Source organism: Streptomyces sp. NPDC055955 (assembly GCF_042270245.1).
Classification (GTDB): domain Bacteria; phylum Actinomycetota; class Actinomycetes; order Streptomycetales; family Streptomycetaceae; genus Streptomyces.
Genome location: NZ_JBHJYS010000026.1, coordinates 103,537 through 118,041 on the forward strand (window position 1 = coordinate 103,537; position 14,505 = coordinate 118,041).

At 68.3% G+C, this 14,505-nt stretch carries 13 protein-coding genes and 1 pseudogene; 7 read left to right on the top strand and 7 right to left on the bottom strand.

The features are described 5' to 3' along the window. Positions 1–24 precede the first annotated feature (24 nt). Positions 25–2,004 (top strand): hypothetical protein, encoded by a 1,980-nt coding sequence (locus ACFC96_RS38145; RefSeq protein WP_376616807.1) that lies wholly within the window; start codon positions 25–27, stop codon positions 2,002–2,004. Between the two features lie 69 nt (positions 2,005–2,073). On the opposite strand, the gene ACFC96_RS38150 is transcribed toward ACFC96_RS38145, so the two are convergent. Next, a complete protein-coding gene (locus ACFC96_RS38150) occupies positions 2,074–2,715 on the bottom strand; it encodes a hypothetical protein (RefSeq protein ID WP_376616809.1) in 642 nt (213 codons plus the stop codon). Between the two features lie 224 nt (positions 2,716–2,939). On the opposite strand from ACFC96_RS38150, the pseudogene ACFC96_RS38155 reads away from it, so the two are divergent. Further along, positions 2,940–3,161: pseudogene (locus ACFC96_RS38155) on the top strand (nuclear transport factor 2 family protein); the annotation flags it as partial. Between the two features lie 29 nt (positions 3,162–3,190). Here ACFC96_RS38155 and ACFC96_RS38160 read toward each other — a convergent pair. Next, positions 3,191–3,823, bottom strand: a complete 633-nt coding sequence (locus tag ACFC96_RS38160) for a DUF6461 domain-containing protein (protein WP_376616811.1) — start codon at positions 3,821–3,823, stop codon at positions 3,191–3,193. A gap of 162 nt (positions 3,824–3,985) precedes the next feature. On the opposite strand from ACFC96_RS38160, the gene ACFC96_RS38165 reads away from it, so the two are divergent. Beyond that, entirely contained in the window at positions 3,986–5,170 is a 1,185-nt protein-coding gene (locus ACFC96_RS38165; protein ID WP_376616887.1) for an RNA-guided endonuclease InsQ/TnpB family protein, read from the top strand. A gap of 213 nt (positions 5,171–5,383) precedes the next feature. On the opposite strand, the gene rox is transcribed toward ACFC96_RS38165, so the two are convergent. Together rox and ACFC96_RS38175 are read right to left on the bottom strand one after the other, a co-directional pair. Further along, complete coding sequence (gene rox / locus ACFC96_RS38170; RefSeq protein ID WP_376616813.1) at positions 5,384–6,811, bottom strand: rifampin monooxygenase; 1,428 nt, start codon at positions 6,809–6,811, stop codon at positions 5,384–5,386. 568 nt (positions 6,812–7,379) lie between these two features. Next, entirely contained in the window at positions 7,380–7,895 is a 516-nt protein-coding gene (locus ACFC96_RS38175; protein WP_376616815.1) for a hypothetical protein, read from the bottom strand. Positions 7,896–8,063: 168 nt separating this feature from the next. Here ACFC96_RS38175 and ACFC96_RS38180 point away from each other — a divergent pair, with 168 nt between their 5' ends. Together ACFC96_RS38180 and ACFC96_RS38185 are read left to right on the top strand one after the other, a co-directional pair. After that, entirely contained in the window at positions 8,064–8,486 is a 423-nt protein-coding gene (locus tag ACFC96_RS38180; protein WP_376616817.1) for a hypothetical protein, read from the top strand. Positions 8,487–8,610: 124 nt separating this feature from the next. Continuing rightward, positions 8,611–9,168 carry a hypothetical protein gene (locus ACFC96_RS38185; protein ID WP_376616819.1) on the top strand — a complete coding sequence of 186 codons (558 nt, stop codon included), beginning with the start codon at positions 8,611–8,613 and terminating at the stop codon, positions 9,166–9,168. Here ACFC96_RS38185 and kdgD read toward each other — a convergent pair. Both kdgD and ACFC96_RS38195 read right to left on the bottom strand, forming a co-directional pair. Beyond that, positions 9,152–10,084 carry a 5-dehydro-4-deoxyglucarate dehydratase gene (kdgD, locus tag ACFC96_RS38190; RefSeq protein ID WP_376616821.1) on the bottom strand — a complete coding sequence of 311 codons (933 nt, stop codon included), beginning with the start codon at positions 10,082–10,084 and terminating at the stop codon, positions 9,152–9,154. The two genes, ACFC96_RS38185 and kdgD, sit on opposite strands and share 17 nt — an antisense overlap. 200 nt (positions 10,085–10,284) lie before the next feature. Next, positions 10,285–11,466, bottom strand: coding sequence for a mandelate racemase/muconate lactonizing enzyme family protein (locus tag ACFC96_RS38195; protein WP_376616822.1), 1,182 nt, complete (start codon positions 11,464–11,466; stop codon positions 10,285–10,287). Between the two features lie 206 nt (positions 11,467–11,672). Here ACFC96_RS38195 and ACFC96_RS38200 point away from each other — a divergent pair, with 206 nt between their 5' ends. Continuing rightward, entirely contained in the window at positions 11,673–12,548 is an 876-nt protein-coding gene (locus ACFC96_RS38200) for a LysR substrate-binding domain-containing protein (protein ID WP_340456706.1), read from the top strand. 42 nt (positions 12,549–12,590) lie between these two features. Here the strand turns inward: ACFC96_RS38200 and ACFC96_RS38205 are convergent, their stop codons facing one another. Then, positions 12,591–13,430 (bottom strand): IclR family transcriptional regulator, encoded by an 840-nt coding sequence (locus tag ACFC96_RS38205; protein ID WP_376616824.1) that lies wholly within the window; start codon positions 13,428–13,430, stop codon positions 12,591–12,593. A 57-nt stretch (positions 13,431–13,487) separates the two neighbouring features. On the opposite strand from ACFC96_RS38205, the gene ACFC96_RS38210 reads away from it, so the two are divergent. Beyond that, the gene (locus tag ACFC96_RS38210) at positions 13,488–14,462 is read left to right on the top strand and encodes a 5-dehydro-4-deoxyglucarate dehydratase (protein ID WP_376616826.1); all 975 of its coding nucleotides are present in this window, start codon (positions 13,488–13,490) and stop codon (positions 14,460–14,462) included. Positions 14,463–14,505: the final 43 nt, after the last annotated feature.

Here is a 14,505-nt window from a genome sequence, read left to right on the forward strand (position 1 = left end):
TCTGGTATATCCAGAAGAAGACGCATGGTTTCACGCATAGCGGTCGGCGTGGCCATGCTGATGCTCGCAAGCACCGGCGCCGCAGCAAGCGCCGCCGACACAGCGGGTGCCGGGCAGCCGGACCCGAACGCCGCACCCTCCACCCGTCCGGCCGCCGGTCCCGAAGTGCGGTCGATCGCCGCGGCCGGTTCCCGCCCGGTATCCGGAAAGAACCCCGTCGCTGCGCCGTCGACGAAGAAGGACGCGGCCGGATTTCAGCGGGTCGTCTCACAGAAGAAGGTCCAGCTCAAGAACACCGTCACCGACGCCGACGGCGACAAGTCGACGCTGACGTTCGAGGTGTGGACGGCGGACGCGGCCGGCAAGCCGGTCACGAAGGTCAAGCTGAACGACACCACGTACGGCGTCATCGTCTCCCCCTACGTCGCCTCCGGGTCGCTCGTCACGGTGGACGTTCCCGCGGGGAAGCTGTCCCTGCACCAGAACTACGTGTTCCACACCTCGGCGTTCGACGGCTCCCTGTACGAGACGTCGTGGTCACCGTGGGCGCCGTTCCGGGTAGAGCCCCCGGTCGATCTCACGCTCCCCGCGCCCGACTACACGGCACCGGATCCCTCGGCACTCGACAACCCGCCGTCCGGACTCCAGACGAAGCCGCTCGGCGCCGGCGCAACGCTGGCCGCGAAGACGAAGCCCGCTGCCGAGCAGTGCAGCGCGAAGGACGACGACGGCCGTCAGGTGTGCTTCGGCAAGCAGCTCACGAAGGACGAGGCGCCCAAGAACGTCGCCGCGAAGATGGCAACCGCCTCCGACGAGATCGCCGGAATCCCGTGGTGCAACACGGACTTCCCATCCATCCTGTCCACCCGGCAGGCGCAGTGTGACGTGCGATCGGTGCCGGTCGTCATCCGCACCGACGGTGTCCCTGACGCCATCGCGTACTTCATGTTCGTGCGGACCCTGCAACTCGACGGGGCGAACAGTTTCACCGAGCACCTCCTGATCGAGCCCGCGCAGCAGATCCCGCTGGACTTCGCCGAGATCGACCTGAACCTCGGGAAGCACTTCTGTCAGGGGTCGTGCAAGCCGATCCAGCCGGACGCCTCGGCGTGGAAGGGCAAGAACTGGTGGGTTCCCGGTGAGATGCACTCGGCGGAGATCACCACGCCGTACACCTGGGACGCCTCGGGCGTGAACACGCAGGAGCTGTTCAAGCCGGACGTGCAGATCGACGGTGCGATCCTGCCCTCGGACGGGAAGATCCGCCCATTCATGACCGGCTACCAGTGGTCATTGGACTACCGCGGGGACACGTCCGAGCTGGACCAGATCCGCTGTGACACCAAGGACGTCGACAAGGACGTCACCCCGGGCTGCGTGTTCGTCAACTCCGCACCCACGTACGAGTTCAACGCGAAGAAGTTCCCGCAGGCGGCGGCGCACGGCTGGCTGATCCAGACGTACAACCCGACACACCCCGGCTCCGAGGTTGAGCGCAAGCCGCTGTACTACATGGGCGACAAGGACCAGAACACTCGCAGCCGTGGCCGCATCTGCCCGACCGGGTGGGCCGCGGAGAACGGTGACGCTTCCGCCCTCACCGATGTCTCGGACGAACTGAACTGCGACGAGTTCGCGTTCGCCTCGTCGTACAACAGCGGCGGCATGTCGTCGACGGAAGGCGGGCTGAACCCGGCTCTGGTGCCGGGCAAGACCACGCCGACCGGTGACGCATGCCTGGGCACCTTCGCCAAGAAGGTCGGCACGGCGATGCACCTGTTCAGCCTGGACGGTACGGATCCCACGTTCAAGGAGGTGTGTGGTCGGTCCGCGATCTCCGGCAAGGAGAACCAGGAGTCCATGGGCGGCCACTTCTCCGCCTTCATGAAGGACATGCGGCTTCGCGACAAGGATGCCTACTGGCTGGATACCCGGATGACGCCCGGGATCACCTGCCACAACGGAAGCGGCACGCCGGTCATCTGCAAGCTGACCGCGCAGTAACCCCGTAGAGCAAAGGACCGGCCCCACCCCCGCTGGCCCGGGGGTGAGGCCGGTCTCGTGTGCCGGAGATCAGACGGCGGGCAGCGCCACGTAGGGCAGAGTGCCGGTGGTGACGGCGGCCTGGTCGATGAGCACTCCGGTATAGGCGCCGACCGCGGCAAACACGGGGCCCGCGATGTTCACCAACCGGTCTTCGTACGCGGGGATGTCTGCGTCGTCCTCGGGCCGTGGCCCCAGGACAGCCCCGGCCGCCTGGAGCGCGGCGTCGAGGGCAGATCCCTGTCCGGTGTCGGTGGTGAACTCGGCCCGGTAGGCGTTCCCGTCGCCGGGCGCGTGCACGACCATCTGCGGCGGGCTGAATTCGTTGAGGGTGATGCAGATGATTTCCTCGTCCGGGTAGGGGCGCATCGACTTCACGCCGCCCGTGTAGCCCGTGTACCAGGTCGCCCGGCCCCAGTTCTCAAGGACGTACAGCCAGTCGCCGTGTGTCCCGTACATCGCCGGGTGATGGTCGGCGGGCAGCGGTCCCCGGTCCTGGTAGGGGGTGCGGGCGGCCAGCTCGTCGAGATCCGCACCGAGGCTGATGAGGAACTCGTCGTCGCTGTCGAAACCGCGGGCCAGGGTCAGGGAGATCCCGCTCAGCATCCCCCTGCCCGGCACAGCCTGATCGCTGTTGGTGTGCCGCCCTATCCAGCCAATCGTGTCGGTCATGCACTGCACGCTACTCGAAGGGACCGACATCACCGGCGGGAACGGCCTACGTCCGGTGCGCAGCACGGTTCATCGGGCACCGACAGCTCAGACAGCCCTGGAAGCCGTTCAGCGTCCCTGTGCGCGGTCAGGAGCGGTGCGCTTCCCACCGTCCCGCCGCTGTCAGTATGTCCACCATCCACGGCTCCGTCTCGCCCTCGGTGATCCCTTCCCACACGTTGACGGCGTGGCAGGCGCAAGGGGCCGTGTTCGACATCGTGTCCCTCGACGTCACCGCCGGTGACGATGTCGCCCACGCCCTGCTGCACTGCGGAACCCCGGACGACCTTGCCGGGCAACCGGAGAACCGCCTGCGCCTGAAGCTCGGGCTGCGCAAGGAAGAGGGACGCTGGACCGTGGCGGACGAGCACCACTCGTTCCCGGACGCCTCGGCCGACGAGGGGTAGGTCATGAGCCGTGGGGCGGGGGGGTTGCTTCACGCGGACTCCTGCCCCCTGATCAAGGCGGCGGGGAGTTTCCCGTGCAGCACCAGCTGCTTGGGGAGGGTGAGTCGGAACAGCTCCTCGACGACGGCGAGGGACTTGGCGTGCGCCGCGTCCTGGCGGTCCTCGTCCGGGACGCCCCCGGCCTGGAGGGCGGCGCTCACCAGATCGGGACGTGAACCCGTGATCTCATGGGACCACGTGTGCATATGCATGTCGAAGCCGCACATGTAGTCCCCGTCGTGGAAGTACGTGAACTCGGGCGGCGGCAGCTTCGGGTTCTGGCTCTCGTGGTACAGCCGGAAGACGTGAGCACCACCCTTGGACCCTGCGAGGAGGGGACCGGTGTTCATCTCGCCGGGCCAGTAGCCGTCAGCCACGGCGAAGGCGAGGTCCCCGACGGCGCCGTATCGCACCGCGATGGAGTCGCTGCGGTGCAACGCCTTCTCACGGTCGACCAGTTGGGTGTTCAGGTCGTAGCCGGTGTATTCGCCCAGATAGGCAGGGGTCGTGTCCCTCGCGAGACGCGTGACCAGTTCCCAGGGCTCCAGGCCGCGGGCCAGCGTGATGCAATAGCCGGCCCAGGTGATCTCTTCGCGGGCGATCCAGCCGATTCCGTCGCTCATCGGGTTCCTCCGTGGATACCCCTGCCTTCAGGCAGGGGAGGAAACGGACTCCTGCGGAGCAGGGCAAGGTGCGGTCTTTCGCGACCCAGGGCGACAGACTGTGCTCTGACCCGCAGGTTTGGACTTGTGCGGCGGTCACACTAGTTTGTGAGCGTGGCCACGATGTGTGTGAAGCGGGCGTTCAAGTACCGCTTCTATCCGACCGATGCGCAGGCGGCCGAGCTGTCGCGCACATTCGGGTGCGTGCGCAAGGTCTACAACCTTGCGCTTGCCGCCCGCACCGAGGCGTGGGCGCGGCAGGAGCGGGTCAACTACAACGCCACGTCGGCCATGCTGACCGTGTGGAAGAAGACCGGGGATCTGGCGTTCCTCAACGACGTGTCGTCGGTGCCGCTCCAGCAGTGTCTGCGGCACTTGCAGACGGCGTTCAGTAACTTCTTCGCGAAGCGGGCCAGGTATCCGCGCTTCAAGTCGAAGAAGAAATCGCGGAAGTCCGCCGAGTACACCACCAGCGGGTTCCGGTTCCGCGCCGGCGAGCTGACTTTGGCGAAGATGGCCCAGCCGCTGGATATCGTGTGGTCGCGCCCGCTCCCTCCTGGAGCGAAGCCGTCCACGGTGACTGTTTCGCAGGACGCCGCGGGGCGCTGGTTCGTCTCCCTGCTGTGCGAGGACCCGGCCGTCAAGCCGCTTGCCGCCACCGATTCGGCCGTGGGAATCGACGTCGGTCTGGACCACCTGTTGACCCTGTCCACCGGGGAGAAGATCGCCAATCCCCGGCACGAAGGCAAGGACCGTGTGGCCCTCGCCCAGGCTCAGCGCCGCATGGCGAAGAAGGCGCGGGGCAGTGCGAACCGGGCCATGGCCCGGTGCAAGGTCGCCAAGATCTACGCGAGGATCTCCGACCGTCGCCGCGACCACCTGCACCAACTGACCACTCGTCTCGTGCGTGAAAACCAAACGCTCGTGATCGAGGACCTGACCGTACGCAACATGGTCAAGAATCGGAAACTGGCCCGCGCCATCTCGGATGCGGCGTGGTCGGACTTCCGGAACATGCTGGAATACAAGGCCGCCTGGTACGGGCGGGAAGTGATCGCGGTCGACCGCTTCTTCCCCTCGTCCAAGCTGTGCTCCCACTGCGGCACCTTGCAGGGCAAGATGCCGCTCACCGTCCGCATCTGGACGTGTGAGTGCGGCGCGACCCACGACCGGGACGTGAATGCAGCACGGAACCTTCTGGCCGCCGGGCTGGCGGTGACAGTCTGTGGAGCTGGTGTAAGACCTCAACGGAGTCTTCCGGGCGGGCAGTCGGCGACGAAGCAGAAAACCCCATGGCGCGAGCCGTAGGAATCCCCCTCCTTCAGGACTCCTCCCAACGGAGTCCTTCAGGAGGGGGAGCATGTCAAGTCTCTCCTCCTGTGCAGGTCGCGGGGGACAGCCCATGGAAGGCTTCCCCCGCGCCGCCCCGCCACTCGATCGACGGGGCGGGCCTTACCGAGGTGCTACTGCTACCTGATGTCGCACTTCACGATCGGCGCCCTCGCGTCCGCGCCCACGCGCTCAACTGGCAGCAGCGCCGAACCACTTGGACATGTGGCCGAGCAGATCCTGCTGATCCTCACCGACCCACGCCACGTGACCGTCCGGCCGCAGCAGCACCGCGGGAACGTCCAGTTCCTCGCTGAAGTCGACGACGTGGTCGACGCGGTCCGCCCAGCCCTTCACCGAGAGGCTGCCCGTCGGGTCGAGGAGCAGCCCGCGTCCGTCGTACATCAGCTCGTAGAGGCGCCCCTGCTTCAGCTCGACGTCCCGCATCCGACGGCCGAGCAGCTCGTGGCCCTCGCCGAAGTCGTAGCGGACCCCGACCGCGGTGATGATCCCGGTCACGTAGCGGTTCACCTCCTCGAAGTCCATCAGCTTCGAGAACAGCTCCCGCAGTGCGGTCGCGCCCGGATCGGTCCCCAACAGGGTGATCTGCGCACGGGTGTTGTCCAGCACACGGGCACCCACCGGGTGCCGTTCGGCGTGGTAGCTGTCCAACAGCCCCTCGGGCGCCCAGCCGTTGACCGCGGCCGCCAGCTTCCATCCGAGGTTGAAGGCATCCTGGACACCGAGGTTGAGCCCCTGCCCGCCGGTCGGCGGGTGGATGTGCGCCGCGTCGCCGGCCAGGAACACCCGGCCGACCCGGTAGCGCTCGGCCTGCCGGGTGGCGTCACCGAACCGGGACAGCCAGCGCGGCGAGTGCACGCCGAAGTCGGTGCCGGCCGTCGCCAGCAACTGCTGCTTGAAATCGTCGAGGGTCGGTGGGGTCGCCCGGTCCTCGGCCACGTCCGCGGCGGGCACGGTGACGCGGTACATCCTGTCCCCCTGAGGGATGAGGCCGAACCGCAGTTGGGTCCTGCGGACTTCCTCGACGACGGCGGCGATCGTCGCCGGATCCTCGGTCGCCGCCATTTCGCCCAGCAACGTCTCGACCGTGGCGGGTTCACCGGGGAAGCCGACGCCGAGCTGCTTGCGCACCACGCTGCGGCCGCCGTCGCACCCCACGAGGTAGCGCGAGCGCAGCTGCGTGCCGTCCGCCAATTCGACGGTCACCCCGTCCGCGTCCTGGCTCACCTTGGTCACCTCGCACCCGCGCCGGATCTCGGTCCCGAGTTCGAGCGCACGCTCATTGAGCAGCCGCTCGGTGACCGGCTGCGAGGCCTGGACGCCGAAGGGGTGCGCGGTGTCCAGGCGGTCCGGCCACGGCTTGACGATGCCGCCGAAGAGGCCGCCGACGCTGAACTTCTCGCTGACCGCGAGGAACCGGTCCAGCAGGCCGCGCTGGTCCATGACCTCCACGCTGCGCGCGTGCAGGCCCTGTCCGCGGGACTCCTTGGTCGGCTCGGTCAACCTCTCCAGCACGACCACGTTCACGCCGTGCAGCCGCAGTTCACCGGCCAGCATCAGGCCGGTCGGTCCGCCGCCCACAACGGTGACGTCGATCATGAAATCCCCCACGTGACGAGTTGATTGACTGCCGGGCGGTCCGCGAAGTCCGACGACGCGCACACGATCACGCACGACCGTACGTCGACGGAGGTGCAGGCACTTCGTGAATCCCTGATTTCCGCAGGTCCTGGCCTAGGCCGGCCATTCTGCGCCAGGACCGGGGCCTTGCCGCAAGGCCCCCTGTGCGCTATACGTTGAAGAGGGCAAGGGAGTGCACACTCTCCTTGCCCTTTGTCGTCTGCTGGGGAGTCGAGGCCGGTCAGCCTCTACGGCGACCATGCCGGCAGTCCTTGCACCCGCAAGGTCATTACCATGCAAGCCGGTTGACTTGGTCAGAGCGCCCCGAGCCGCCCGCGCGTAGCCGAGCAGTACTGAATTGCTTGCATCCGCTGCCCCTCAGGGCGCGCTGAATTTCTAGGAAACGAATAGTGTCGAATCCCGGGAGTGAAGCGCGGTTCCGTGAGATTGCGATCGGCAGCAGTGCTATTGAATTCCCCTGTGAAAGGGAGATGCGCGTGGCCCGTACCGGACGTCTCCGGTACGGGCCATCGCCGGGCGGTGCAGGCTAGTTGACGGCCGCCAGGTCGGTGATCTTGCGGGTCTGGAGGTCCGACTGAACCTTGATCTTGGTGACCTCGGGGCTGGCGCCGTCGCTCCAGGTGAGCGTGACGAGTGCCGTCGCGTGGCCCGCGCCCGAGCCCGTGTAGTCGACCTTCCACTTCACGGGCACGTTCTGCGCGAACAGGATCCCGTCGGCGTGCTCCTTCGCCTCGAACGCGGCAACCTTCTTCTGAGCCGCCGCCGACAGATAGAAGGAGCGCAGCGCCTTGGCGGTGGCGCCGGCGGCCGGGTCCTCGTTGTCCCAGATCGAGTCGATGTACGCGCCGTAGAAATCGGCGACGCGGTTGGTGGTGCTGCGCGGGTCGCCCTGGGACGGCGCGGGGGCGGCGGCGACGGCCGTGGTGTGCGCGGACGTGGCGTGGGTGGACGTGCCGGCCAGGGCCGGGGTGATCGCGGTGAGGCAGAGTGTGGCCGCGACAGCGGCGGAGGCGAAGAGAGCGGTGCGGGTGCGAGCGTGCATGGTCGGTGGAACCTTCCCCGTCATTCGGTGCCGCAGTGAATCCTGCGGGCTTCTGGTCACCGGATAAGACTGCGTTCGCGGACCGCCAGTTGCACCATTCTTCGAATTCTTTTTGTGCGTGGTCGCGCGAATGGCATTCATGAAATGGTTGTGCGGTCGGATGCAAAAATGACGGCAAAATCGCGCCTGCGTGCAGGGGCACTGAGTATCCGTACTCAGGCCGGGATCCGGCCGGCGCGGAAGCATGGCGGCATGTTGAGCGGGGTGGTCGATCTTGTCGTGGCGGTGGTGGTCACCGGCCTCGAAGTGGTGGCTCTGGCGTTGTTCTGGTTCCGGCAGAGCCTGAAGGCCTGGGCGGCGCATGGACGTTCCGTGCCTGGCGGGACACGCCGGCTCGTCGTGGTGCTCGTCGTCGGCTCGGTGCTGCCCGGCCTGGCCGCCGCCGGTTTCTTCGAGGCGGACCTGAAGGCGGCAGCCGTCTCGCAGGCTCTGGTGGCATCGGTCTTGGGCTCGCTGCTCGTGCTGGGCCTCGTTACGGAGGTCGGCGAGTGGTTCTCCCGAGGCCGGCGGAAACGAGGTGCGCAGCGCTAGAGCCTTTCGAATGGATCATGCCGGGGCGATTCAGGTGAAAGGCCGTGGTCGGTCTGCGTGACAGGCATCGCGCAGGCCGGCGGCGAGGTTGTCCGTTCGGCCCGTGTCTCCATAGGTTGACCCGATGGGTCTCTTCGGCAACCTGACCGGCACCCAGCATCCCGACGCCGTTGTCACACCGCTCCCGGCCGGAGAAGTCCGGGCCGCGCTGCTCGTCATCAAGCGGCCCGACGTGCCGTACGTCATGCGCAACGGCACCCCTGCCGAGCGCGCCGACCTCGTCGCCGAATGGCGGGTCCTGGAGCCGGCCTGGCGCACCTTCTTCTCACGCAGTCTGCTGAGCCGGACGGTGAAGACGAGGATGCGCCTGGACGCGGAGAGCCACGAGGTGCGCGCACTCGACGAGCAGTGGGAGGTGACGTGGGTCGGGGTCACACTCAGGCCGGCCCGGTCACGTGAGTACTCCCGAGGGCGGGTGCCCACGGTGAGCCGGCAGTGGGAGGTCGGACGGCCGTCTGCGCAGGACGGAGGTGTTCCGCTTCGACCCCGCGCAGATGAAAGTCCCGTTGCAGGACGCGCTCCTCGGCGCGGGGTGGTCCTGGCGCGCAGTGGTGTTCAAGCTGTGAACCGGCCCGTTATTTGGGTGCCGACGCTCCGATGGGGCGTCAGGTCGGCAGTGTGAGTTGGCCGTTGATCAGTACGGTGAGCTCGTCCAGTTCGTCCTGTGTCAGGTCGGTCAGGGGTGGGCGCACCGGCCCCGCGCTGTGGCCGACCGCCGTCATCCCCGCCTTCACGATGCTCACCGCGTAGCCGGGCCGCCGGTCACGGATCGCGGTGTACGGCAGGACGAAGTCTTCGAGGAGCGTGATGACGGTGTCGTGCTTGCGTGCGCGGACGGCGCCGTAGAACTCGAGGGCGAACTCGGGCAGGAAGTTGAAGATGGCTGACGAGTAGGTGGTGACGCCGAGTTCGAGGTAGGGGAGGGCGAACGTCTCCGCCGTGGGGAGGCCACCGATGTAGGTGAGGCGCTCGCCGAGGCAGGTGTAGATCCGCGTCATGGCGTCGATGTCGCCGACGCCGTCCTTGTAGCCGATGAGGTTGGGGCAGCGGTCGGCGATCCGGGCGAGCGTGGGGGCGGTGTAGACGGCGTTGGCGCGGCTGTAGACGACGACGCCGAGCGACGTGGAGCGGCACACGGCCTCCACGTGGTCGGCCAGGCCCTCCTGTCCGGCCTCGGTGAGGTACGGAGGGAAGAGCAGGATGCCGTCGGCGCCCGCGCGTTCCGCGGCCTGCGCGTACTCGACGGCCGTGCGCGTGCCGTAGCCGGCCGGGGCCAGGACGGGCGTTTCGGCGGGGGCGCTCTGCACGGCTGCGGCGACGACGCGCTCGACCTCGGGGCCCGTCAGGGAGAAGAACTCGCCGGTGCCGCCCGCGGCGAACAGGCCTCCCACCTCGTATGTGGCCAGGCGCGTGATGTTGTCCCGGTAGGCGCTCTCGTCGAAGGAGAGTCCGTCGGCCGTGAAGTGGGTGACGGGGAAGGACAGGAGGCCGGATCCGATGCGCCGGCCGAGTTCTGACGGGGTGTAGGACGACGTCATCTGCGTTCTGCTCCTGGAGTCGGGGTGAGGCGTGATGGGTGCCCGTGGTGACGACGTTACGAGCAAGGACTCATGCTGGTCCAACACTGATTTCGCATCCGGTGATACCGAGTCGGTATGACGGGTGAAAGGTGCGGGCATGGCACGTCCGCGCCCCCAGGAGGAGGCGCGGACGGGAGAAGGTGTTGCGTGATGAGGCGTCAGTGGCGCTTGCCGGCCTCGTGGGTGGCCCGGGTCCAGGCGCGGGCCTGGTCGGTGAGGGTGATGCCGAGGCCGGGGCGGGACGGGACGTGCATGCGGCCGTCGCTGATGGTGAGGCGCTCGTTGAACAGCGGTTCCAGCCAGTCGAAGTGTTCCACCCACGGCTCGATCGGGTAGGCGGCCGCGAGGTGGAGGTGGATCTCCATCGCGAAGTGCGGTGCGAGCTGGAGGTTGTGGTGCTCGGCGAGCGCGGCCAGCTTGAGGAACTGCGTGATGCCGCCGATGCGGGGCGCGTCGGGCTGGATGATGTCCGCCGCGTTGTGGCGGATCAGCTCGTAGTGCTCGGCGACACTGGCGAGCATCTCGCCGGTGGCGACGGGGGTGTCGAGCGACGCGGAGAGCGCCGCGTGCCCCTGCGCGTCGTAGGCGTCGAGCGGCTCCTCGATCCAGACGAGGTCGAACTCCTCCATGGCACGGCCCATCCGCTGGGCGGTCGGCCGGTCCCACTGCTGGTTCGCGTCGACCATCAGCGGAGCGCCGTCGCCGATGTGCTCGCGGACGGCGGTCAGGCGGCGCAGGTCCTCCTTGCGGTCGGGGTTGCCGACCTTGATCTTGATGCCGCCGATGCCGCTCGCCAGTGAGGCGGAGGCGTTGTCGAGCACCTGCTCGGTCGGGGTGTGCAGGAAGCCGCCGGAGGTGTTGTAGCAGCGTACGGAGTCGCGGTGGGCACCCAGGAGCTTGGCCAGGGGCAGGCCCGCGCGCCTGGCCTTGAGGTCCCACAGGGCCACGTCGTACGCGGCGATGGCCTGCGTGGCGAGACCGCTGCGGCCCACCGAGGCGCCGGACCATGCCAGCTTCGTCCAGATCTTGCCGATGTCGCTGGGGTCCTCGCCGAGCAGGCCGTCGGCGATCTCCCTGGCGTGGGCGAACTGGCCGGGGCCGCCGGCCCGCTTGGAGTAGCTGAAGCCGATGCCCTCGTGCCCCTGCTCGGTCTCCAGTTCCACGAAGAGGAACGCCACTTCGGTCATGGGCTTCTGACGCCCGGTGAGGACCTTGGCGTCGCTGATCGGTGTGGCCAGAGGCAGGGTGACCGAGGAGAGCTTGATCCAGGAGATCCTGTCGAGCGTCGCCTCGCCTGCGACGTGCGCTGCGTTGGTGGTCGTGTGGGTCTTCGTCACCACTTCGTGTCCCTGGTGTGTGAGGCGGATGCGGCCGGCCGGCGTGCTGCGCGCGCCCGGCCGAGTCGGCGGGTGGGGGCGGCTGCTGTCGGCGCGGGCGGCTGTCGGCCGTGCGGCCGACGGAGGCGTTGACTCCCCTTGAAGCTAGAGTCGGCGATTGATCCACGTCCAAGACCAATTTTGCATGCGCTGATACCCGGAGGGAATCATTGTTCACGCTGGCACAGCTCGTGAGCTTCGTGGCGGTGGCCGAGGAACTGCACTTCACCCGCGCCGCGGAGCGCCTTCGGATGACGCAGCCCCCGCTGAGCCGGCAGATCCAACTCCTCGAGCACGACCTCGGCGTACAGCTCCTCGACCGCACCAATCGCTCCGTGCGGCTCACCCCGGCGGGCCGCACGTTCCTGAACGAGGCGCGCCACATCCTGCGCCAGTCCGAGCACGCGGCCCTCGCCGTACGGCAGGTGTCGGCCGGCGAGGCCGGAGCCATCGCCATCGGGTTCACGGCGGCCAGCGCGAACTCGGCCCTCGGCACGCTGCTCGAAGTGGCCCGCACGGCCATGCCCCGCGTGGAGGTGGTGCTGCGTGAGCTGGTCACCCGCGACCAGCTGGAGGCCATCACCGAAGGTTCCCTCGACCTGGGCATGATCCGCCCCGCGAACACCGGGCCCGACCTGGAGACCCGGCCCGCGGTCAGGGAGGGGCTGCTCGCCGCCCTGCCCACGGGCCATCCGCTCGCCGCGCGCGAGGGCGACCTGCGCGTGGAGGACTTCGACGGGGAGGAGGTGTTGATGTACTCGCCGGTCGAGGCCCGCTACTTCCACGAACTGCTCGTCAGCATCTTCCGCGCCGCCCAGGTGACACCCGTCTTCACCCAGTACCTCAGTCAGGTGCACAGCATCCTGGCGATGGTGAACGCGGGCTGGGGGATCGCTCTGGTCCCGGAGGCCGCGGCGCAGATGAGGTTCGGCGGGATCATCTACAAGCCGCTGTCCCTGAGGGAGCCCAAGCCGGTCGAGCTGAATCTGGTGTGGCGCAGGAACAACGACAATCCGGCGTTGGAGGCCCTGCTCCGCCACCTGTGATGAGGCCGGGGGCGACCCGTCCGTACGCCCCGCCCCTCCCGCTCACCGCCAGTCGGGCGCCCCTGAGCGGGGTGACAGCAGCGCCTCGATCTTCGTCTGTACGTCCCGCATGACGGCGACGACACGCTCCTGGCGCTCTGCGGTGAGGCGGGCGACCGGAACCGAGCAGCTGATGGCGTCGACCGCCGGAGCGTCGTACCGCAGGGCGAAGCCGAAGCCCGCGATGCCGGTCACCGTCTCCTCGCGGTCGATGGAGTAACCCCGTTCGCGGACGCCCGCCAGGTCGGCGAGCAACGCGTCGCGGTCGGTGTGGGTGTTCTCCGTCAGGGCGGCCAACGGGCCTTCGGTGAGCCCTGGTTCGCTGTCCGTCCGCTCGGCGAGCAATGCCTTTCCGAGGGCGCCGGCGTGTGCGGGGACCCGGCGGCCGACGCGGCTGATGGTGCGCAGGTACTCGTGGGACTCGCGCGTCGCGAGATAGACGACGTGCGGACCGTCGAGCCGCGCCAGGTGGATCGTCTCGCCGAGCGCGTCCGAGGCCTCGTCGAGATACGGGCGCACGGCGCGCACGCGTGGGTCGCTGTCGAGGTAGCTCGTGCCCGTGAGAAGGGTGCGGATCCCGATGCCGTACAGCGAACCGGTGGTGTCCGTACGCACCCAGCCGCAGTCGACGAGGGTGCGCAGCAGTTGGTACATGCTGCTGCGCGGCACGTCCAGTTCCTCGGCGAGTTCGTCCAGGCGCGCGGGCCGGTCGCCCCTCTCCGCGAGCAGTTCCAGCAGCGCGACCGTGCGCAGCGCCGACTTCACCCCACGGACCCCTGATGTCACGCGCGTTCCCCCTGCCTCCTGGTGCCGGTCATCGTAAATCGGCGGGGCTTCACCCATTGACCCGACCCGTTCACCGACTTAGCCTCCATTCCCATACATGGACGCCATCTGCATATGGGGATCAGATCTATGAACGAGGTCGGCACACAACCCGAGGATGTCGCGCAGAAGCTGCGTGACGGGATGGCTAAGGGGGTGCTGTCCTTCCCGCTCACGAGCCTTCGGGACGACGGCAGCCTCGACCTGGAGGCCTATCGGACCTATCTGACCGCCCAGTTGGCCAACGCACCGGGCGTGGTCTTCCCCGCCTGCGGAACGGGGGAGTTCTTCTCGCTGGACGAGGAGGAGTACCGGGCGGTCGTCAGGGTCACGGTCGAGGTCGCCGAGGGGCGGCTGCCGGTGGTCGCCGGCATCGGCTACGGCTGGTCACAGGCGCTGCGGTTCGCCCGGATCGCGCAGGAGGAAGGCGCGGACGCACTGCTCGTGCTGCCGCACTACCTGGTCGGCGCGCCGCAGGAAGGGCTGGTGGAACAGCTGCGGCGGATCGCCGACGGCACCCGGCTGCCGCTGATCGCGTACCAGCGTGACCAGGTCGCCTTCAGCGCCGACGCCCTGCGCGAGATCGCCGAGATGCCCACCGTCGTCGGCCTGAAGGACGGGCACTCCGACCTGGACCGGCTCCAGCGCCTGACACTCGCCGCACCCGACGGCTTCCTCTTCTTCAACGGCGCGGCCACCGCCGAGATGCAGGCCCGCGCCTACGCCACCGTCGGCGTGCCCGCCTACTCCTCCGCGGTCCACGCGTTCGCGCCCGAGATCGCGAAGGCCTTCTTCACCGCGCTGCGGGCGGGCGACGACGAGGCGACGAACAAGCTCCTGAGCGACTTCTACGTTCCCTTGGTGGAGCTGCGCGACCGCGTCCCGGGCTACGCCGTCTCCCTCGTCAAGGCGGCGGCCCGGCTGCGCGGTCTTCCGGTCGGCCCCGTGCGCGCCCCGCTCACCGACCCGTCGCCGGCCGACCTCGCGGATCTCGAGAAGGTGCTGGAGGCCGGCCTGAACCTGGTCGGCGCCGAGCGGCACGTCAACTGACCACCGGGCACGCGTAGTCGAAGCCCCACTGCTTCGCGGTGCT